Genomic DNA, 21548 nt, shown 5'->3' on the forward strand with positions numbered 1-21548 from the left:
TGTAACACCTTGAAAAAAATAAAACGATTATATAGATAAATTCATTAATTTTGTACTAATGATAATCATTAATATTAACGCAGGGGATCTAATCATTTATTAAGGTGGTAACTGATCGCTCACACAAACTAAACTGACAAATAAACTGGCGACCCATGTACATCGTATCAGATAAATATTGGCATAAAACTAAGGTCAGCTGTTTTGTAGTAAAATCCAGCTTGGTCACCTTGGCTGCATGAAAATCAATATAGTGGCCAAACTCTTTAAATATCGCTTTATATAAGCTCTCTTTTGCTGAAAAAATTAACGTGACTGCCTGCTCAAAGCTTATATGAGGTAGCATCATTTGGTATTCATCTGCTTCAACAACAATGTTATCCACTAAGCAATGTGCATCGGCGGTAGATAACCAATGTTCAATATCGATGCCTAAAAAATGTATGTTTTGTGACTTAGTGGCGACACACCGTGCTATGTTGTTTGAGTGGGAGATAGAGCCAAGCAAACCCAGAGGCCATATTGGTGCTTTGTGCTGGTCAATTTCAATATTTATGCCTTCATACCCTAACTCTTTCATGGCTATTTTAGCTAAATAACGACCTGCTAAAAATTCACTTTTACGCTTTGCCACTGCATTTTGCAATGCAGTGGGCATTGCAATATTAAGGATCTTGAATTGGTTATTATTAAAACGAGTTGAGTCAAAATGACAACTGGCTAATACTAAATGCCCTTGAATTTGTATCGATACAGAGTCTGTATCGATACAAACAGGGTTATCTAGTGACAGGTTATTGGCACATTTTAGAATGAACACTGATAACCTTATTTACCCAAGGTTGCACCACCATCAATAACAATATCCTGCAATGTTATATGGTTGGCTTGTGAGGAGCATAGGAAGACAATGGTTTCAGCGATATCTTCTGGTGTTGCTAACTTTCCCAGTGGGATACCTGGTTTAAACTGTTCAGGAAATCCATTAATGGTGCTTTTTTCACCGGTTTCATTTTGCCATAGCGACCATTGCATCGGCGTTTGTGTTGACCCCGGCGATACTACATTACAACGAATACCGTATTCAGCAAGTTCAATACCCGCCACCATGGTTAAATTGGTTAATGCGGCCTTTGATGCACTGTATGCTGCCATTGACATACGAGGCATATGCGTTGCATTTGACGAGACACTGACAATGGCGCCTGTATTAGCAGCCTTCATCACTGGAATCGCTTGTTGCATCACATTGAATGCGCCAGATACGTTAACATCAAAAGTACGTTGCCATTGTTTACTACTTAACTCCGTTATTTTGCCCATCTGTAAGATACCTGCCACATTCACTAATGCATCAACATTGCTTTCTGTTTCCAATAGCGACTGGCAAATCTCTTTCACAGCTTGCTCATTACTAATATCTAACGTGACCTGTTTGATTTGGCTGTGAGGGTGAGCAAACTGTTGATCAAAGCCAATCACATTAGCCCCCAATTGTAGGAACATTTCTGCTGTAGCCGCACCAATACCTTGGTTAGCACCTGTTACCCACACTGTTTTATTGAGCCATTGCTGAGAATTCGCCGATTGTGCTGCCATTTAAGCCTGTCCTTCTTGACCTGATGATTGGGAGATAACTTGCCAGAAACCATCCACACTGGGTGCTTTAGCTAGATCTACAAAGGTGGCATTGATACCTTGTTGTTGCCATTTAGCAATTAGCGTCATGACTGCAACAGAATCTAATCCAAAATCCATCAGATTGTCGTCATCCTGTAGCTCATCAGCGTCTTCAATAAAGGGCGCTATTTGAGCGCGTAAACTTGATTTGGTGAAGGCAATATGATGTTCAGTGCTTACAGGTGTATTGATAAGGTGATCTTTACTGACCACTCTGCCGGCATTTCTAGCAATATAGTTGAGCGCTAATAAGTGGTCTTCTCGACTGAAGTCGGCAATACCATCGGCCACTATAAAAGGTTTTATGTCATTCATAAATGCATCAACACCGGTTTGCATGACGCCGATATGACCATAAATACCGCAGATAAGCAGTTGATCACGTGATGAGTTATCCATCATCTCTTTAAGCGGTGAGCGATAGAATGCACTGTATCGCCATTTAGTTAACACGATATCGTCTTGATCTGGGCATAACGCATCAATGATAGGTTGCTTCCCTGGATGCTCTGGTAGACCTTTTCCCCACATATCATTGAGTAATGCGCGGTCACCCTCTGGTTGTTGTTGAGGCTGTGCGGTGTAATACACTGGGATATTGTTGGTTTTACAATACTGTTTAAGCTCCGCAATATGCTTTACGACTTGGTCGATTAAGGGATTATCTTGACCGTAAAATTCGACAAAATATTGTTGCATATCATGAATTAATAACGCTGATTTATGGGGTTCAAAAGGCCAAGATACTTTATTGGTTGGGATCTCTTCTGACGTTGGTAATGTATAAGCGGCAAGTGATTTAATAGACATAATTATCCTGTTATTCAGTAAGTTGTAGAGAAGTTAGTGCGCGTAAAGCACGTTTGTCGATTTTACCTACGGCGGTTTTGGGTAAATTATTAACAAAGGTAATACGATCTGGAATTTTGTAAGAGGCAACACCTTGCTCTCTTAAGAAGCGGCGAACATCTCTGGCTTTTATTTCTGATTTGTTAATGATGTAAGCGCAACTGCGTTCGCCTAATACGGGATCTTCCATGGCCACTAATGCAACGTCTGAGATAGCTGGAAGCTGTAACATCAGCTCTTCTACTTCTTGCGCATCAATTTTTTCGCCACCCCGGTTTATTTGGTCTTTATTACGGCCCATTACAATTAAATAGCCAGTTTCAGTTTGTTTTACTAAATCACCGCTACAATAAAAACCGTGTTCATCAAAAGCTCGGCTATTAGCAATAGGGGCGTTGTAATAACCTCTGAAGGTATAGGGACCACGTGTCCATAGCGCGCCGACTTCTCCCTGTTTAACCGGGTTACCTGATTCATCGAGTATTTTAACCTCATCACAAGGTGACATAGGTTTACCTTGCGTATGGGTGATATGCCATTGGTTGTCAGTAAAGTGGGTGTAATTGACTAACCCTTCAGCCATGCCAAACACTTGTTGTAATTTGCACCCCAATACAACACTGACTTTTTCTGCGATGGTACTGCTTAACTTAGCGCCACCGACTTGAATAAGCGTGAGTGTATTAAGTTTGGATAGTTGATTGGTTTGATCATCAGCGACTGCATTTATCCAGAGGTGCAATGCAGGTGGCACTAATGAAGTCATATTGACTTTATGCTGCTTGATTAATTCAAAACAAGTGGTTGGGCTTGGATCGGGCGCGGTAACAACCGTACCGCCGGCAAAAAATACGCCCAGTGCACCTGGCGAACTCAAGGTAAAGTTATGTGGTGCTGGGAGGGCGCATAGGTAAACGCAATCTGAGTTAAGTTGACAGATCACAGCACTTTGTCTAATGCTGTAATAGTAGTCATTATGTGTGCGAGGAATCAATTTTGGAGTGCCGGTACTCCCGCCAGATAGTTGGAAGAAAGCAACCTGATCCGCTGCTGTTTGCAGCGTAACTTTGTCCGCATAGCTGCCATCTAACAACAATGATTTTTGCTCATCAAGCCAGTGCATATCAGCGAGTAGCTTCGTTATTTCATTATCTGACTGAATAGGTGACACTAATAAAGCTTGGCTGTTGTTTGTGCCATACTGCGCTAATGTTGTGATTAAGGTGTTTTGCTGCTCTTCGGTGGTTAATAAAGGATGCTCTGTTGATAAGATATATAAAGCAGGATTGAGTTGCTGAGCAAATGCCGTTAACTCATGAACGCTATGATTAAATAACGCATTCACTGTGGCGATACCGCATTTTAGTAAAGCAAAATACACAATATAAAATTCAGCACTATTTGGTAATTGCACTAGTGCTGTCGATCCTGCTGGGATCGCTTTTAATGCTATTTCGCGAGCAAGTTGATTACTGAGTGCTTCAATTTGTTGGTAAGTGAACTCTCTGTTGTGACAAATAATCGCTGTTTTATGGCCATTTTCCGTCAGTTGTCCATCGATAATATGTGTTAAGGGTTGATTGTTCCAGTAGCCTTTTTTAACGTATTCTTCTGCAAATTGTTCAGGCCATGGCGTAAATTGAATTGTCATTATGAAAGTACCATCGTCTGTGCTGATTGTTGTGTTTCGTTAGCGGCATTAAAACCAAGTGCGCTTAACATGGTATTTAGTTTTGCTTCCGTTTCATTGAATTCTGCGGCTGGATCAGAGCCTTCTACTATGCCTGCTCCTGCATAGAGGCGAATGGCATTTTGTTGGATCACTCCACAGCGAATAGTGACGACCCATTCTCCATTGCCTTGAGAATCCATCCAACCAACAGCGCCACAAAATTGTGCGCGTTCATAGCCTTCTAAATGTTGGATAGTTGCTTTTGCTAAATTCGCTGGTGTCCCGCAAATTGCTGGGGTAGGGTGAAGCGCATAAGCGAGATCAAGTGCCGAGGTATTTTCTGACGTTAAAGTGCCATCAATCTTAGTGGATAAATGGATCATGGCAGAGGTTTCGATAATTGAAGGAGCTTCTGGATTGTTAATCTCACTGCAAAAGGGCTGGAGGTGTTGATAAACGGCATCGGCCACTAATTTATGCTCGAAACGGTCCTTGGTACATGACCATAACTCATCAGAAAGTGCGTCGTTTTGTGTCGCTATTGCGGTGCGTTTTCTTGATCCCGCTAACGGGTTACTACTGACTTGATTACCCTGTTTTTTAACTAACAATTCTGGACTGGCTCCCACTAAGGTACTGCCATTGGATTGTGGAATTGAAAAAACATAGGCAGAAGGGTTTTGCTGATATAAAACGCGCGCCATGCGTTGCGCATTTAAAGTGCCAGATGTTTGTACATCGATGGCCCTAGATAAAACAACTTTATCTAATTGTGTATTTTTTGAGAGCGATAAGGCCTTATTAACTGCCCCTTTGAAATGTTGTTCACCAGTCACTTGTGATAATGAAATTAGTTTAGTGCTATCGATTTCCTGAGTCTCAGTACCGTCACTAAAATGTTCGGAAAATGTACTGCTATTTGGAATAAAGAACTCGGTTTTTTGATTGATATCGAAGGGAATTGAACCAATCGCAATAGGGTTTTCATGGCCATTTTCTTTTAGTTTTTTTAAATGACTTTTAACAGAGATTATAAATTCAGACGTATCCAATCCCTCATTTGAAAGTGTCTTTTTCACACCCTCCGCTGTCAATATTTTGTGTGGAGAGGTAAAAATGAACTCCATTTTAGCTTGCTTGGTTTTCTGTTTAATATTTTTTTGATCAATGTTTTCAGTATTCATTAGTAGGTTCCCCTGTAAACTGAATGCTTATTTTTAAAATCAACGGCTCTCGTAAATTATTAATAAATATAAATAAAGTTGAACTTAGCCAGTTGCTCTGTTACTAAGTTCCCTATTTGTTTTTTATTTAAAAAATGATGAGTGCATTTAAAATGCTAGCATGGTTTTTAATAACAGATCAATGCAATTAATAATTATTATCATTTGCGATCGAAATTGTTTTGTGTGTACAATCGACTTCTTTTTTGACGAATGGCTATATAAATATTTGTCTTTTTATTTGATTTTTTTCTCAGGATGAGTCTATGACTTTAGAAAATAGCACAGTAAAGCCAACCACTAATTGGGTCGTTAGGTTAGCTTTTTTGATCAATATTATTTCTCTCGGTGGTTTCATGATGGTAGTGCCGTTAGGGCCTGATTTAGTCAAGAGTATTAACTTAAATCCAGCGCACATTGGTTACTTGATTGGTGGGGCGATGTTTGGGTCTGCCGTGTTGACTTGGTTATTAGCTGACCACCTTGATAAATATGATCGGAAATCAGTATTGGTGTTATTTTTATTATTAAGAGGGCTGTGCTTAATTGCTTGTGGTTTTGCGACCACGCCGATAGCTTTGATAATATTATTCACCTTATCAGGGAGCTTTACTGGACCAGCTTCATCGGTATTAATGGCTGCTGTAATTGATGTGACGCCACCACCCAACCGTGGCAGAGTGATGGCCTTTATTGGTAGTGCTTTTTCTATCGCAGCTATTTTAATGGTGCCATTGTCGTTGCTGGTTTCTTTGTATTTTTCATGGCAAATTAACTTTTGGATTTTTGGTGGGTTAGGCCTAGTGTTAGCGGTTTTATGCGTGATGGCTTTCCCAACCATGACCTCACACATTCAATCAGGTGGCAAGGCAAAGCAAAAAGCAGTGTCGGTGTTATTTGCACAATCCAAAGTTAAAATTGCTTTATTGGTTGTTGCGATTCAAATATTGGCGCATTTTCTGATCATTAGTAACTTCTCTGCTTATTTCCAGTTTAACCTTTCCTTTCCTCGAGAACATATGTCTGCATTGTATTTTGGGGGCGGTGCTGCCAGTTTTATTGCTCTGCAATTTACTGGGAAATTATTTGATAAAGGCATTCGCCACCAACTGCATATTGTTAGTGCACTGTTGGTGGCTTTATCGCTCTATCTTATTTTTATTGAGACACCACAAGTCAATGCTTTATTTGTACTTTTTGCGCTCATGATGACGGTGAGTACGGTACGAATGAGCGCTACAACTAGCATCATTAGTCACTTACCATCACCACCGCAACGAGCGGCATTTATGTCGATTAATAATAGTGTCAGTAATGTTGCTTCTGGAGCCGCTGGTTTTTTATCTGCGGCATTATTAACGACAACCGCTGACAATAAAATTGTTGGTATGGATTGGGTGGCGATGTTGAGTATCTTCCTTACTGTTGCTGCCCCATTAGTATTATGGCGGTGGGTAAATCATGATTCGCTCATTATACCCAATAACAATCAAGCACCTCCGATAGCTAAAAGTTAATTCAATAAGATAAGAGGAAACTATTTTCCTCTTATCAATCAACACAATGTCGTTCTGACACCCACTCATATTAATACGTGCTTATGCCAATGTAGGGATAATTGTATTTAAAAACTAAATGATACTAATAATCATTAATGTTAGTGGTGATGTGTGACATTAAACAATGATCATCAATGATTTATTTGATGGTTTAACAATTAAGCCAGTTAAGGCTTTAAGGATAAAAAATGCAAAATGAATATATCAATCCATTTGATAATACTGACCACCAATTCTTTGTATTAATTAATGATAAACAACAGCAAAGTCTATGGCCCACTTTCACAGCAGTGCCAAAGGGCTGGCAAGTTTTGTTTGGGCCTGATCAACGAGAAAAGTGCATTGCATTTCTATTATCGGAGCCGTCTTAGTCGGTCAGTATTTTTGATTTTAATTAAAAAATAAACCTGATCAACGGCTAGCGAATAAGCGTTATTCGCCATCATTTTTAACATCAATAATTAAAGGATGTCATTTTGCCAAACACTACTTCACCTGAAATTTCGATTAATCAATCATTTCCTATTGTTGGACCTCAATTGGGCATTTGGTTAGCGGACCAGTTAGCGATTAAGCATAATACTTTTGCTGTTGCTCAATATGTTGAGTTATCTGGGAAGATTGAATTCGATGTACTTAATAAAGCGATTCAACTAGGCATGAAAGAAGCTGATACCGTACATACTGTTTATGAAAACAATATAGAAGGGAGCATACAGACAATTAACTCGAGTCAAAAAATCGATATTGAAAGTGCTGATTTTGTCGATCTCTCTAGCGACTTTGATGCTTGTGACCAAGCCATTAAGTTAATGCAGGCTGATATTGAACAAGCACCGAGAGCTGATGTGTTAACAGATCGCTTCCGACATATTGTATTTAAATTACCCGTTGTTAATGGTGAAACGCGTTGGTTTTGGTATCAGCGTTACCATCATTTGATGTTAGATGGTTTTAGTTTTACAGCGCTCACTCAACGTATAAGTCATATTTATACTGCTTTGTTATCAGCTCAAGAGACCGGGCCTTCACCTTTTACTCCTTATCAGGCGGTGATTGAAGAGTATATTGCCTATGATAAAAGCGATAAAAAATCTAAAGATAAACAATTTTGGCAAGACTATTGTCAACAAGACGTTATACCTACTTCTTTATCTTATCGTCCATCAAGTAGCCCTGATGGATTAAATACGGAGGTTATCAGAGCACAATTTAGTGTGCCAGACACCATTACTGGACTGATTGAGCAGCATGCTCATTTTACAGTGGCCGATATTGCCAGTACCGCTGTGTTTATTTACCTTGCAAAGCTAACTGGGCAGGAGACTCAATGTATTGGTTATCCATTGATGAGAAGGATGGGGTTTCAGGCGTTAACCACACTGGGCACATCAGTGAATGTTTTGCCATTAATGGTGACAGTAAAGTCGAAATATACCTTTGAACATTGTATTAAGTTATTAACACAGCAGATTAAAAAGATCAGACGTCATCAACAATATGAAGCAGAGCAAATACAGCGGGATCTAGGGGAAGCGGGCGGCAAAGAACGCCTTTATAGCGCGACCTTAAACTGTAAATTATTTGATTACCAACTGGATTTAGCGGGGGTAAAAGGTGTCACTCATCAAGTTGCTACTGGTCCAATAGAAGACATTGAATTTGGTGTGTATGTACAACAAGGTAAGTTAAGCATTGAGTTGTCTGCAAATTCAGGGCGATATAACCAAGCCGAGTTGCAATTACACGGGCAACGTTTAATACATTTATTATCTCAGTATGCTGAAAATGCTGAAGCTAATATTGAACAAACTATAGGTGATTATTCGTTAGTCACTGCTACAGAAGTCCAACAGTTAGCTGTTTGGTCAAATGGCCCAAGGATAGATACCCGTTGTTATGGGCCTAGCATTGTGTCGCTATTGGTTAAACAAGCTCAGCATGCTGGTGAACAGAGTGCACTTGTGTATCAGGGAGAGTCATTAAATTTTGAACAGTTATATAAACGTGTTAATCAATTAAGTCGTTTACTGCTTTCTCATGACGTTCAAGCGGGTGATTTAATTGCCGTTGCAGTCCCTCGTAGTATTGATTCAATTATTGCCATTTTCGCAATTATGAATATAGGCGCGGTCTATTTACCTTTAGACTTAGGACATCCGGCTGAACGCTTAGCCATGATGTGCGAAGATAAAGTCCCCAGCCTTGCACTGAGTACTATAGAACATCAACACCTGTTACCTAATACTATCTTGAGCCTTTGCCTTGATGACCAACCGACATTAACCGTACTTGAAGCCTGTTATGATACTCCGCTACCCGCGAATAAGTGTCATGTAACTCAACAAGATCTGGCCTATGTCTTTTATACTTCTGGATCAACAGGACGTCCGAAGGGAGTGATGGTGTCACATGGCGCATTGATTAATCTTGTCGCGGCATTACAGGACAAGGTGTATTCCAGTATTGAGTTCAATGAGAAGCAACTTAATGTCGCATTAACTGGCTCTCTCTCTTTTGATACTTCTTGGGACCCCATTATTTTAATGGCATTAGGCCATACCTTACACATCTATTCTGACCAGGTTAAACAAGATGCTTTTTCATTACTAGATTCAATACAAACAGATAAAATAGACACGCTAGCAGTGGCACCATCGTTAGCAACCCAGTTGGTACAAGCTGGATTATGTGAGACGCAAAGACACCAACCTAAATTAATGGATATTTGTGGTGAACCTGTGCCACCTTCTCTTTGGGAAGCATTGCGGTCTTCCTCTATTGCTTCTCATAATATTTACGGGCCCACTGAGTTTACTGTTTATGCAACCAGTGAACAAATATCAGATAAAACGCCAGAGGTGGAGATAGGTAAACCCTTTGCGAATACATGTGTTTATATTCTTGACCAAAATCTACAACCTGTGCCGATAGGTGTGAATGGTGAGTTATATTTAGCGGGAGATAATATGTCTTCGGGTTATTTAAATAGACCCGATATTACAGCAAGCCGGTTTGTTGCTAACCCTTTTATGGAAGGCGATGTGATGTATATGACGGGGGATATTGCACGTTGGTCTGCACAGGGGCAATTAATGTTTGTTGGGCGTTGTGATAACCAGGTGAAAATACGAGGTCATCGCATTGAATTAGGAGATGTAGAAGCTGCTTTATCATGTTTACCGCTCACGAAAGAGGTCGCCGTTATCGCAGAGGTAACCGAGGCGAGTCAGCGTTTATTAGCTTATTGTACTTTGAATGAGCATCAATTAGGCTGCGAAACAGAGGTGGTGGATGCAGTTTTAACACAGCTATCTGCTGTATTACCCAATTATATGGTGCCATCTATTGTCTCTATTTTAACGGAGATGCCGCTCACCGTGAGTGGTAAAATTAATAAAAAAGCCTTACCTAAACCAGTGCTGTTGAGCCAAGGTAAGTTATTACCAAACACCGATCAAGAGCGCATTTTATGTGAACAAATGGCGCTAGTGCTCAAGCTTAATCGTGTTAGCTTAGAGGATGATTTTTTCAAATTAGCGGGGGATAGTATTAGTGCCATGCGCTTAAGCATTGCATTACATAAACAAGGTTACGAATTAAAACCACAAACCATTTTTAAAGAGAGAACCGCTGAAAAAATGGCGCCCTGTATGTGTAAAATAGCCTCTCCATTAACAATTACACAGCAAGTTTATGATGAACAGTTAGATAAGAGCCGAACTAGAGCGGAAATATTAACGAATTTGTTAACTAGTGAAGAATTACAACTATTGGCTCAGCATTACGGTGAGCAGGTGGATATTTTGCCGGCTTTACCTTTACAAGCAGGGTTGTTATTCCACGCTCAACTTGCGGCACAAGATAGCCTATATAGTTTTACCACCAAGCTAAGGCTACAGGGAGCCGTTGATACTCAGCGACTGCAAGATGCTATTGCTACTTTGATCGTGAGCTATCCGCAATTAGCCGCGCAGTTTGATGTGCAGTTAACAGGTAAAACCTTGCAAATTATTCCGGATATGACGTTAGTGTCAGCGAAGCAATATGCGCCACTTAAGGTATTTGATTTCAGTGAATTTAGCGAGGAAGAAAAGCAATCAGCATTATATTCTTTGGAAATGGACGAAGCATATAAAGTTTTTGAGCTTGATAATAGTGTTTCTCAACCGAACAATTCGTCATCACTATTGTTTTTTAATCTAGTTAAGATGGCTGAGCAACACTATCAATTATTGATTACTGCCCATCATTTAATTATTGATGGTTGGTCTACACCTATCCTATTACAGGCTTTATTTGATGCTTATGCTGGTAATGAAGGAGCTGCGAATCAGTTAACAACTGCTTATCAAGATGTGGTTATGGAGATGGCTGCACGTTCAACAAAAGAGGCAGAAAAGGCTTGGAAGGCGGCACTCATTGGTGTCACACCAACTATGATCTATGCAGAGTCAAACTCTGATGTACAGGAGTTAAAAACCAGTTTAGATAGTCAGTTAAGCGCTGATATAGCACGCTATTGCCAACAATATGGTATTACGTTAAATACCCTGATACAGGGTGTTTGGGGAGTACAATTGGGGTCAATGTGTGGGCGCGATCAGGTGGTTTTCGGTAGCCCTGTTTCTGGTCGTTTCAGCGATGTACAAATTGATCAACAAATCGGCTTATTCAGTAATACTTTGCCTGTAGTGATTAATTTTAATCACGACCAACCGCTACTGACGCAGTTACGCGCGTTACAGACTCAGCAAATTAATTTAATGTCTCATGACGGGCTAGGATTAGGGGAAATTCAGCGTATTGCAGATGTTAATAATCTATTTGATACCTTATTGGTGGTTGAAAATTATCCCGCTGATCAGAAACTACTCAATGAAAGATACAGAGATTTGCGTATCAATAACGTTGAAAATAGAGGATATACCCATTATCCGTTAACGATATTAGTATTACCAGGCGACAATATTCGGATATTGTTTGAGTATCGAGACGTGGTGAGTCAACCTGAACAATTGGCACAGCGATTTATCCAAATTTTAACGCAAATAATCAATAACCCTGAGCTTAAAGTACCAGCATTAGATTTACACACTGAGCAGGATCGTAAAGTGATTACTCAAGCTAATCAAACCAAGGTCTCGATACCAGATAATTCATTACGGGATTTGCTACAGTCTCAAGCTGAGCAAACACCTCAGCGTGTTGCGTTGAAAGATAATCTGCAATCACTAACTTATCAACAAATGCGTGCAAAAGTCAGTGATGTTGCTAAAGGATTACAGCAAGCAAAAAGTAGTAATACGCTTGAAAATCGTATTGAATTTATTGCGGTTGCCGTCCCTAGAAGTTGTGAGTTAAGTATTGCTTTACAAGCAGTGATTGAAGTCGGTGGTGCTTATCTACCTTTAGATAGCAGTTACCCTGATGAGCGCTTAGCTTTTATGCTTGAAGATGCAAAAGTGACGACTCTGATTACTACAAGCGCGCAACTTTCAAGGTTTTCAAAACAGGCATTTAACGACATTGCATTGAATATAATCTTGATAGAGTCGTTACTTGAACAGCCATTAGAGACTGATGTTTTGCAAGATAAAGCGATAACCAAGATTAAGGCGACTGATCCTGCATACGTCATTTATACCTCTGGTTCTACGGGCAAACCAAAAGGCGTTGTTGTTTCTCATCAAGCCATTGTTAACCGCTTATTATGGATGCAAGATGCTTATCAGTTGGTTGCTGAAGATGTTGTTTTACAAAAAACACCTTCTAGTTTTGATGTCTCAGTGTGGGAGTTTTTCTGGCCGTTGATTGAAGGAGCCTGTTTATTCATGGCAGATCCTGATGCACATCGAGACCCTCAAGCCATATTAGATACTATTATTTCAGAAAACATTACAACCTTGCATTTTGTTCCTTCGATGTTAGCCACCTTTGTTGAGCATGCAGCAAGTTCCGATCAGTTATCAGCGATGAACGCGACATTAAAACGTGTTTTTTGTAGTGGAGAAGCCTTACCCGTTGGATTGGTTGAGCAATTTGAATCAATCAGCGATAAACCATTACATAATTTGTACGGTCCAACCGAAGCTGCTGTTGATGTTACTTATTTTCCGGCTAATGAAGCAACTAAAAATCAACTAACTGAAGTGCCAATTGGTTTACCTGTTTGGAATACAGAATTACGTATTTTAGATCAGCAGCTGAGACCAGTAGGCATCGGTTGCATCGGGGAGTTGTATTTAACGGGTCAGCAATTAGCAAATGGTTATTTAAATAGGCCTGATATTACCGCGGATCGTTTTGTTGCTGATATACAGGGTGATGGCCAACGCATGTACCGCACTGGCGATATTGCTAAATGGACTTCAGATGGCAATGTGGTGTATTTAGGGCGTACTGATGATCAACTTAAAATCCGCGGTTTACGTGTTGAGATAGGGGAGATTGAACAGGCGTTATTAACCTTTAAAGAGATCAAAAAAGTCACAGTGGATGCACGTGTTTTACAGCAACTATCATCCAATCAACCGCTTCAAGATAATCGACAGCTGGTGGCTTATTATATTGCTAGTACTGAATTGAATACACAAGCGCGCTTAAGCCATGCTCAAATATTAAGTGCATTGTCTGAGGTGTTACCTTCACACATGATACCTATTGCGTTAATCGAAGTTAGTGAGTTTCCATTGAGCGCTAACGGTAAGCTCAGCAAAAAAGCTTTACCAGACCCGCAACAAAAGCAATCTAGCTCGGGAAGAACACCTACAGCTGGTATTGAGCAAACTATTGCTCAAGCCTTTAAAAAGTTATTAAACGTGAGTGATATATCTGCGCAAGATAGCTTCTTTAATTTAGGTGGTCATTCATTAATGGCGATGAAATTAGCCGCTGAATTAAGAGCCCGTTTAGGCCTGCCTGTTTCAGTTGGGCAGATCATGGTGTCGCCTACTATCGAGGGATTAGCTTCGGTGTTAGTTGATGAAACTTTACGCAATGACCCTGAAAAAGCGGGTTTCGGGCATATTCTACCTATTCGACAAGGGCAAGGTACACCGCTGATCTGTATCAATCCGGGGTCAGGGTTCTCGTGGCAATATACGGGACTTCCAAAATACCTTGAAGGAAATTACCCAATAATAGGTTTACAGTCTCCTCGACCTAATGGTGCTGTTGCTGTCAGTGAAAATATGGGAGCTGCCGTTGAGCATTATTACAAAGCATTGAAAGGTGTACAACCAGAGGGGCCTTATCGTTTCTTAGGCTATTCGTTTGGTGGTACAGTTGCTGTTGCGTTAGCCGCAAAACTTGAGAAGCAAGGAGAACAGGTCTCCTTTGTGGGGTTATTAGATACCTATCCGTCAGAAGGGCAAGAGTGGAAACGTCCTACAGAAGCAGAAGCAAGGGAGGAAGTGGAACGCGAAAAACGTCAATTCTTTGCTGCTGCTGAAAATGATATGTCAGATAAAATAGGCCTCGCAGAACAAGACAAAATGTTCAATGATATTGTGGCTAACTATGATGATACGGTGCGTTTACTCGCTAAAGCAACTACACAACCTTATTCAGGGAAAGTGCATCTATTTGTTGCAGAAAAAACCTTACCCGATGGTTGGGATGAAGTTAAATCATGGGCTCCTTTTGTTAAAGACCTGACGAAATATAGGCTGCCATTTTCACATGATGATATTTTATCAAGCGAAGCGTTATTAAAGATTGGGCCAAGGGTGTCTGGTTTACTCTTTAATTAGTTGAGCGATCAGTAGTTTGATGAGTAACTGACTATTTAAGGCGATAATATAATTATAATATTATCGTCTTTATTAGTTTAAAGAGGGGTTATTGATATAGATAAGAACGCTTTATTTTAGATACTTGTCAATCTATTTGCATTAAAAAATAGAATAAAAAACATAAATTATACGATCGTATAAATAAATCAGTATAAATTCTTGAACGTGTGCATAGTTTCGTTGTAATCTCTTTTTTAATCTTTAATTGATCGATTTAACCATTAATATTATGAAGTGTCTTATGGGCAAATAGGGGCGTTCGACCGCTATTCCAGCTCGGAATGATAATATTGAAATCATAGCGATAAACTCATCAATTTTAACTTCATATTGAGTGCTATTATGTAAATTAAGCTAGATTGCTAATTGAACTATATGGACTAAATCACCTTTAGTTTCATCTGTTAACGTTAACTTTAATGCTGTTAGGCTATTATCTCTTTATCCCCAATAAACAAGTGAATGATTGATTATGCGAATTAAAAAATTTGACCGAATAGAGCCCGATGAACGCAAATCTTTGATGGTACAGGGCGTTATAAGAAGTTTAATTGCGGATGGGTATGCAGGACTATCTGTGCGTAAGATAACCAAAGAGGCGAATGTCTCACAAGGTTTAGTGAATCATCATTTTGGTTCTATCAATGCGTTAATTATTTATGCTTATCAATCTGTTTCTGAACAGTTTATGGCGCAAATTGAAGATAGACTTCAAGCTTGTGATGGCGATGCTTCCGCGCAGTTAGATGCGTTTTTCCGTACTCATTTTGATATTGAATCTTTCGATCAAAATCTTTTAAAGCCTTGGTTAGTGTTTTGGAGTTTAATTCGAGACTCAGAAGGAATGGCTGACGCCTATGAAACAGCAAATGGACGGATAGAAGTTATTTTAAAAGCATTGCTAAATGAAATAAAACAAGATGAAAATTTACAGGATACCAATGTGTCACTAGCGACTCAGGGATTAATGGCATTGTTAGATGGTCTTTGGGTTAGACAATGTTTAGCACCACAACATATCTCTTTGCATAATTCACTAAGTGTCTGTAGAAACTGGGTCAAAGGCTTTAAAGCAGGTTTGTACACTTAATTTTTGTATAAAAAAGCAGAAGGGGGAATAACCACCTTCTGCTTACACTGGCTATTATCCATTGTGGTACTAAGGCGCGATATTAGTCCCAAAGTATTTGATTGATAATTCGTTGTAATGGTCAGATGCTACTACCTTTTTAATCGCAGTACTTAATTTAGCTTCAAGCTCAGTATCTTCTATACGAACACCTGCTGCGACACCTTTACCTAGCATCTCTTCATACTCTACTGTACCGTAATATTTCAGGCCTTCTTTGTTTTTATTAAAAAAGTCTGTTGCTGGAATATCATCGGCAATCATAAAGTCGATACGGCCTGCTAACAGGTCTGAGTTAACAGCATCTTGTGTATCGTAATAGCGGATGTTAGTGAATTTCCCTGCTTTTTCTTTAATGTAAAACGCAGCAATCGTAGAGGTTTGAACACCGATTATTTTTCTTTTTAATGTGTCTTTATCTAGCGCAAACTCTTGTTCATCAAGACCAACGACTGCTGGTAATGTATTGTAATAAGGTGCAGTGAATAGCACTTTTTTAGCGCGTTCATCGGTGACCGTCATTGATGCAAAAATAACGTCTATTTTTTTGCTTTGTAGTGAAGGGATGATACCGTCCCAGGCGACTTCTTTGATTTCACAGTCGAATGTGGCTTCTTTACAGATATCGGCAATTAGATCTATTTCAAACCCTTGCCAAGTACCATCCGATGACTTAGTTGCAAAAGGTGGGTAAGGTTCTGCTGCTACACCAAATTTAATTGTGTCGGCAGCGTGTGCTGAAATAGCAGTCAATGCCATAGAAAGTGCTAATAGTGCTTTTTTCATTTTCTTCTTCCTTGTTGTAGTTATAAATATCTGATTAATAGAGTTTATTAAGCTTCTGCATGTAATTTAATTGCTTTATTCTTTTTGTTATTGGCTAATACTGAAACAAAGCCACTGACTGCAATCATCATTGCACCCATGATTAAAAAGTTGTTAGGTTCACTTCCCCAAATAAGATAAGAGAAAATAAATGCCCAAATAAGTCCGGTGTATTCAATCGGGGCCAGTACAGTTGCTTCAACATGCTCAAAACTAGCAAATAGAAAATACTGTCCTGCTGCCCCAATTACGCCAGTAATTATCATCACCAGAATCGCTGTGCTATCAAACGCAGTAAATGTCCAAGGCAAGCTGACACCTGTGATCACGATAAATGTAAAGTTTGCCGCCACCATCTGCACGAAAATACTGGCTTTGCCTGATAATTTTCTCAATAAGATGTACGTGTAAGCCCATAACAGCGCTGAGAAGAGCGCATAACATACTGATAGAGCTTGGCTAGTAAAACCTGGGCGCGAAGCAATCAGTACCCCAATAAATCCAATAAACACACTGGTCCATTGCAGTTTTGTTGGCTTCTCATTCAGCAATAAAACCGCTAATACCACGACGATGATCGGCGCTGAATAATAGATGGTGGTCATCTGCGCTAAACTTAACTCTTTACCTGATAAGTAATAAAATACCCAAGCAAAAGCAGCGACTAAACTGCGCCACATCAGTGGCTTAATGACAGGTGATTGTAATGTTTCTTTAATAACTGCTTTACGACCAATCACTAGGCAGACAAATAACGCGGCAAGACTGCGCCAAAACAACAGTTCTGCAACACCAAAATCAGCGACCATCCATTTCATGACTGCATCTTGAATTGAAAAAATACCGTATGCACCAAAGCAAAGTAAAATACCTTTGTTGATTGATTTACTGTTTACTGACATCACTCTCTTCCTTATCTTTTCATTGGGATGCGTTTTTCAAATTGTGCAAATGCCACTTCAATCAAGTAGGTTGCAATAATATAAATCGCAGCGACCAATAACAGCGGTTTATACACTTCAAAGGTCATAGAGCGAATTTGGTTTGCTGCGCCTAATAGGTCAACCACAGCAATGGTTGAGGCTAGCGCGGTAGATTTTAATAACAGCACGGTTTCACCTGCTAACGTTGGTGCTAATTGGTATAGTGCTCTTGGTAATCGAACGCGTAATAGGGCTTTAGTTTCTGTCATGCCATAAGCTCTTGCTGCTTCCACTTCACCTTTAGGCACGGCTAATAACCCTCCGCGAATAATCTCTCCTAAATAAGCTGCCGTTGAGATAATCAATGCAAAGGCTACGTACCAAAATCCATCGCGTAGGTAGGGCCATAAAAAGTGACCTCGAATGCCTGGGACTTGTGAGAATAAGGTCCCTAATCCGTAGTAATAGATATAGATTTGTACTAATAACGGTGTACCACGTACCACACTTGTAAATAAGAAAGCCGGGTAAGCAATCACGCGATATTTTGATAACCGCGCCAACGCAACACCAATAGCAGAGATAAAACCAAAAATTAAACCTATGATTAATAACGCTAAGGTAACTTGTAACCCTTCATAAATGAGATCTGAATATTCAATTAAGACGTCCATGTTTACTCCTAGTGTTTTGGTTGCCAGCGGCGTAAATGAATTTCAAGTTTGCGTAACAGATAACTAGAAATAAGCGTGATTAAGTAATAGATAACAGCAACTGAAACAAAGAACAGTAAGTATTCACGGGTAGAACCACCTGCTTGTTTCGCTGTGTATAACAGCTCGTTAGTGCCTATTACACTGATTAGGGCACTGTCTTTTATTAAGTTAACCCATAAATTTGATAATCCAGCTAAGGCATGAGGCGCCATGATCGGTAAAGTAATTCTAAAAAATACTTTACGTTGGCTCATACCATAAGCTGAACCCGCCTCTGCTTGACCGGAGTGTACGGCTAAAATAGAACCACGAAATATCTCTGAGGCATAAGCGCCTTGTACTAATCCAAGTACGATAATTGCCACGGGTAAACCGGCAACTTCCACATAGCCATATCCTAAGTAGTCAAATAGCGCATTAATTAAACTGCTGCCACCATAGAAAAACAGCAGTATCAGTAATAATTCAGGTACCGCTCGACATACTGTGGTGTAACCACGGGCAAAGGATTGGCAAAAAGGATTACCATATAGTTTGGCTAGGGCGGTTAATAAACCAATCAAAATACCCACGATAAATGCGCCAACGGATATTTGTAAGGTGACCCAGGTGCCGCTTAATAATGCGGGGCCCCAGCCACCTTCACCAAACCCGAGTAATTGCATTGCTTCATCCATAAAAACTCTCCCTGTTAGCGATTATGCTGAGCATTGATAAATTGACGGAATCGCTCACTTTGTGGATTGGTAAATATGTCATTTGGTTTGCCTTGCTCTTCAATCACGCCTTGATGTAAGAAGGCAATATGCGAAGAAACATCGCGGGCAAATGCCATTTCATGCGTCACTAACATCATGGTACGGCCTTCCTCGGCTAAGGAGCGGATCACTTTTAATACCTCTCCCACTAGTTCAGGATCTAAAGCTGATGTTGGTTCATCAAAGAGCATCGCTTTTGGTTCAACAGCCAGTGCGCGTGCAATGGCAACACGTTGTTGTTGACCACCGGATAAGAAACCTGGATATTCATCACGTTTATGTGCCATACCAACTCGCTCTAATAATCCTTCAGCGCGCTCTATAGCGACGGAGCGAGATTCACCAAATACATGAATGGGTGCTTCGATTAAGTTTTCTAATACGGTACGGTGTGGCCAAAGGTTAAAGTTTTGAAACACCATTCCCAGACGTGAACGGATATCTAAGAGCTGTTTTTGGTCTGTAACAAAAGGTTGTCCTTTGTGATCAATATCAGTATTGATACCTTCGCCATTAACGTAGATAAGTCCTTTATTTGGTACCTCTAACATATTGATACAGCGTAATAAGGTACTTTTACCTGAGCCTGACCCACCAATTAACGAGATAACTTCACCTTCACGGGCACATAAAGAAACACCTTTTAAGACTTCGTGGTCGCCAAAGCTTTTATGCAAGTCAACCACTTCAATAACTTTCTTAGGTAAGATAATTTTAGATTTTTTAATACTTTCAAGAGGTGATGTTTGTTGCTCTTGATTGCTTGCTACCGTGATAGTGCCTTCAACAACATCCGTGATGAACTGTGTAATACGTTTACAGGCCTCAGTTAATTCCGCTTCACTGACTGAGAAAGAGAGGCGAACAAATCCTTTGGTGCAGGTACCAAAAGCTTCTGCGTCTAATGTCGCCACGCCGGTATGCTTGTATAATCCCCATGTAAAGTCTTTAGCTGACATATTTAATTCACGAATATCAACCAATACAAACATGCCGGCATCGGGTGCGACGAGTTTAATAGAAGGACAATCCTTGAGCATATCCATGACTAGATAACGGCGATTTTTATAGACTTCAAGCATTGATGTACTAATGGTTTTATGGTGCTCTAAGGCGGTAATTGCAGCCTGTTGTACAAAACCAGGTAACCCGTAAAACATATTTAAGGTGAGGTTTTCAATATGGCCGATCATCGTTGGGTTAGCTATCATCCAACCTGAGCGCCAGCCTGTCATCGCATGAGATTTAGAAAGACTAGACAGGGTGATGGTGCGATCTTGCATCCCCTCTAATTCACGAATGGAGATCACCTCTTTGCTAAAACTCAGTGCTTGATAGACTTCATCTGAAACCACCCACAGGTCAAACTCTTTAGCGACTGCTGCAATCTCTTCCAGTTCGTCACGATCCATTACACGGCCAGTAGGGTTGTTAGGATTTGCAAAAAAAATTGCTTTGGTTTTTTCAGTTACCAGAGTACGTAACGCGCTGTGACTGATGCGGAAATGATCATCGGTTAAGGTCGGCACCGGCACTATCTTAGCGCCAGTTGATTTTAAGGTTGCTTCATAGGTGACATAGGAAGGGTCAATCACTAAGACTTCGTCACCGCTAGTTAATAAACAAGTGGCTGCACAGTACAAACCATTTTGTGTGCCTGGTAAAACTACCACATTTTCCACATTGATTTTGTGCTTCGCTGTTTGGTTATGTACCTCCGCAATTTTTTCACGTAAGGCCATATGTCCACAGGTATCCGTGTAATGCGTATCGCCTTCTTTAATCGCTCTAATGGCACTATCACATATAACATCAGGTGTATTAAAGTCAGGATCACCGACACTTAAGATAATGGTATCTTCACCTTTTCGTTGTGCATTAACAGCTTCAAAATGAATATTCCAAGCATCCCCGCCTTGGCTTTTGATCCGATTTACAAATGGTGAGTAATTCAAATTTATCTCCTTTTTAATACACTTTTAATAGGTTTATTTTATTTCTGTATTTTAGATTACTCGTAAATGTACGATCGTTCAATAGTGATCAGTTAGATGAAAACAGCGATTGATATTAACTTCACCATGATGGTGCGACAGGTTGTTTTTTGAATTATCTTGGTGCAGAAGTAAAAGGCTGGAACTGTATATAATCCAACACTTTTTATATAGAGGATTAGTGTTAATGAACCATCAAAGTGCATGAGAAATTAATTTATTTTTTCTCAAATAGATAAAGAAAAATGTATCTCAGCCGATAATATTTAAGATCAATATAGATAATTCTTAGGTTCTAACACCTTAGAATAACCGACCTTGGTTAATTAAGTGATGCAATATATTGCTCACTCATAACGACAAAATTGCCTTTAAGTATCTTTTTTATTACTTTAGTAATATATTTATCGCAGTTTAATCAACC

The 21548-nt window shown here is 39.8% G+C and carries 14 protein-coding genes and 1 pseudogene; 4 read left to right on the plus strand and 11 right to left on the minus strand.

Annotated features, from left to right (window positions below):
- Positions 1-88: 88 nt before the first annotated feature.
- From DS885_RS15980 to DS885_RS16000, 5 genes are read right to left on the minus strand one after another with little or no spacing between them, the layout of a single operon-like run.
- Positions 89-820 (minus strand): 4'-phosphopantetheinyl transferase family protein, encoded by a 732-nt coding sequence (locus tag DS885_RS15980; protein ID WP_113820404.1) that lies wholly within the window; start codon positions 818-820, stop codon positions 89-91.
- 8 nt (positions 821-828) lie between these two features.
- Entirely contained in the window at positions 829-1599 is a 771-nt protein-coding gene (gene dhbA / locus DS885_RS15985) for a 2,3-dihydro-2,3-dihydroxybenzoate dehydrogenase (RefSeq protein ID WP_113820405.1), read from the minus strand.
- Positions 1600-2490, minus strand: coding sequence for an isochorismatase family protein (locus tag DS885_RS15990; protein ID WP_113820406.1), 891 nt, complete (start codon positions 2488-2490; stop codon positions 1600-1602).
- Between the two features lie 10 nt (positions 2491-2500).
- Positions 2501-4180, minus strand: a complete 1680-nt coding sequence (locus tag DS885_RS15995; protein ID WP_113820407.1) for a (2,3-dihydroxybenzoyl)adenylate synthase — start codon at positions 4178-4180, stop codon at positions 2501-2503.
- Positions 4180-5385, minus strand: coding sequence for an isochorismate synthase (locus DS885_RS16000; protein WP_113820408.1), 1206 nt, complete (start codon positions 5383-5385; stop codon positions 4180-4182). Before DS885_RS16000 ends, DS885_RS15995 begins: the two co-directional genes overlap by 1 nt.
- A gap of 305 nt (positions 5386-5690) precedes the next feature.
- On the opposite strand from DS885_RS16000, the gene DS885_RS16005 reads away from it, so the two are divergent.
- The 4 genes from DS885_RS16005 to DS885_RS16020 all read left to right on the plus strand — a co-directional run bounded on the left by DS885_RS16005 (position 5691) and on the right by DS885_RS16020 (position 15869).
- Positions 5691-6941 (plus strand): MFS transporter, encoded by a 1251-nt coding sequence (locus DS885_RS16005; RefSeq protein WP_113820409.1) that lies wholly within the window; start codon positions 5691-5693, stop codon positions 6939-6941.
- Between the two features lie 230 nt (positions 6942-7171).
- Positions 7172-7354: an MbtH family protein gene (locus tag DS885_RS16010; RefSeq protein WP_113820410.1), complete on the plus strand. Its 183-nt coding sequence runs from the start codon at positions 7172-7174 to the stop codon at positions 7352-7354.
- Between the two features lie 105 nt (positions 7355-7459).
- Positions 7460-14737 carry a non-ribosomal peptide synthetase gene (locus DS885_RS16015; RefSeq protein ID WP_113820411.1) on the plus strand — a complete coding sequence of 2426 codons (7278 nt, stop codon included), beginning with the start codon at positions 7460-7462 and terminating at the stop codon, positions 14735-14737.
- 514 nt (positions 14738-15251) lie between these two features.
- Positions 15252-15869, plus strand: a complete 618-nt coding sequence (locus DS885_RS16020; protein ID WP_113820412.1) for a TetR family transcriptional regulator C-terminal domain-containing protein — start codon at positions 15252-15254, stop codon at positions 15867-15869.
- 69 nt (positions 15870-15938) lie between these two features.
- Here the strand turns inward: DS885_RS16020 and DS885_RS16025 are convergent, their stop codons facing one another.
- From DS885_RS16025 to DS885_RS17820, 6 genes and pseudogenes are all read right to left on the minus strand, one after another.
- A complete protein-coding gene (locus tag DS885_RS16025) occupies positions 15939-16694 on the minus strand; it encodes a transporter substrate-binding domain-containing protein (RefSeq protein ID WP_113820413.1) in 756 nt (251 codons plus the stop codon).
- Positions 16695-16741: 47 nt separating this feature from the next.
- The gene (locus DS885_RS16030) at positions 16742-17635 is read right to left on the minus strand and encodes a DMT family transporter (RefSeq protein WP_113820414.1); all 894 of its coding nucleotides are present in this window, start codon (positions 17633-17635) and stop codon (positions 16742-16744) included.
- Positions 17636-17646: 11 nt separating this feature from the next.
- Complete coding sequence (locus DS885_RS16035; protein ID WP_113820415.1) at positions 17647-18330, minus strand: ABC transporter permease; 684 nt, start codon at positions 18328-18330, stop codon at positions 17647-17649.
- A gap of 8 nt (positions 18331-18338) precedes the next feature.
- Positions 18339-19049, minus strand: coding sequence for an ABC transporter permease (locus tag DS885_RS16040; RefSeq protein ID WP_113820416.1), 711 nt, complete (start codon positions 19047-19049; stop codon positions 18339-18341).
- 14 nt (positions 19050-19063) lie between these two features.
- Positions 19064-19840, minus strand: coding sequence for an ATP-binding cassette domain-containing protein (locus DS885_RS17815; protein WP_258546936.1), 777 nt, complete (start codon positions 19838-19840; stop codon positions 19064-19066).
- Between the two features lie 111 nt (positions 19841-19951).
- A pseudogene (locus tag DS885_RS17820) lies at positions 19952-21085 on the minus strand (pyridoxal phosphate-dependent aminotransferase); the annotation flags it as partial.
- Positions 21086-21548 lie beyond the last annotated feature (463 nt).

The sequence above is a fragment of the Psychromonas sp. B3M02 genome (genome assembly GCF_003318165.1).
In the GTDB taxonomy this organism is placed as follows: Bacteria; Pseudomonadota; Gammaproteobacteria; order Enterobacterales; family Psychromonadaceae; genus Psychromonas.

What these genes read in the sequence shown, in the direction of transcription:
- dhbA (WP_113820405.1), bottom strand. Translation starts at nt 1,599, where the DNA reads ATGGCAGCACAATCGGCGAATTCTCAGCAATGGCTCAATAAAACAGTG.
- DS885_RS15990 (WP_113820406.1), bottom strand. Translation starts at nt 2,490, where the DNA reads ATGTCTATTAAATCACTTGCCGCTTATACATTACCAACGTCAGAAGAG.
- DS885_RS15995 (WP_113820407.1), bottom strand. Translation starts at nt 4,180, where the DNA reads ATGACAATTCAATTTACGCCATGGCCTGAACAATTTGCAGAAGAATAC.
- DS885_RS16000 (WP_113820408.1), bottom strand. Translation starts at nt 5,385, where the DNA reads ATGAATACTGAAAACATTGATCAAAAAAATATTAAACAGAAAACCAAG.
- DS885_RS16005 (WP_113820409.1), top strand. Translation starts at nt 5,691, where the DNA reads ATGACTTTAGAAAATAGCACAGTAAAGCCAACCACTAATTGGGTCGTT.
- DS885_RS16010 (WP_113820410.1), top strand. Translation starts at nt 7,172, where the DNA reads ATGCAAAATGAATATATCAATCCATTTGATAATACTGACCACCAATTC.
- DS885_RS16020 (WP_113820412.1), top strand. Translation starts at nt 15,252, where the DNA reads ATGCGAATTAAAAAATTTGACCGAATAGAGCCCGATGAACGCAAATCT.
- DS885_RS16025 (WP_113820413.1), bottom strand. Translation starts at nt 16,694, where the DNA reads ATGAAAAAAGCACTATTAGCACTTTCTATGGCATTGACTGCTATTTCA.
- DS885_RS16030 (WP_113820414.1), bottom strand. Translation starts at nt 17,635, where the DNA reads ATGTCAGTAAACAGTAAATCAATCAACAAAGGTATTTTACTTTGCTTT.
- DS885_RS16035 (WP_113820415.1), bottom strand. Translation starts at nt 18,330, where the DNA reads ATGGACGTCTTAATTGAATATTCAGATCTCATTTATGAAGGGTTACAA.
- DS885_RS16040 (WP_113820416.1), bottom strand. Translation starts at nt 19,049, where the DNA reads ATGGATGAAGCAATGCAATTACTCGGGTTTGGTGAAGGTGGCTGGGGC.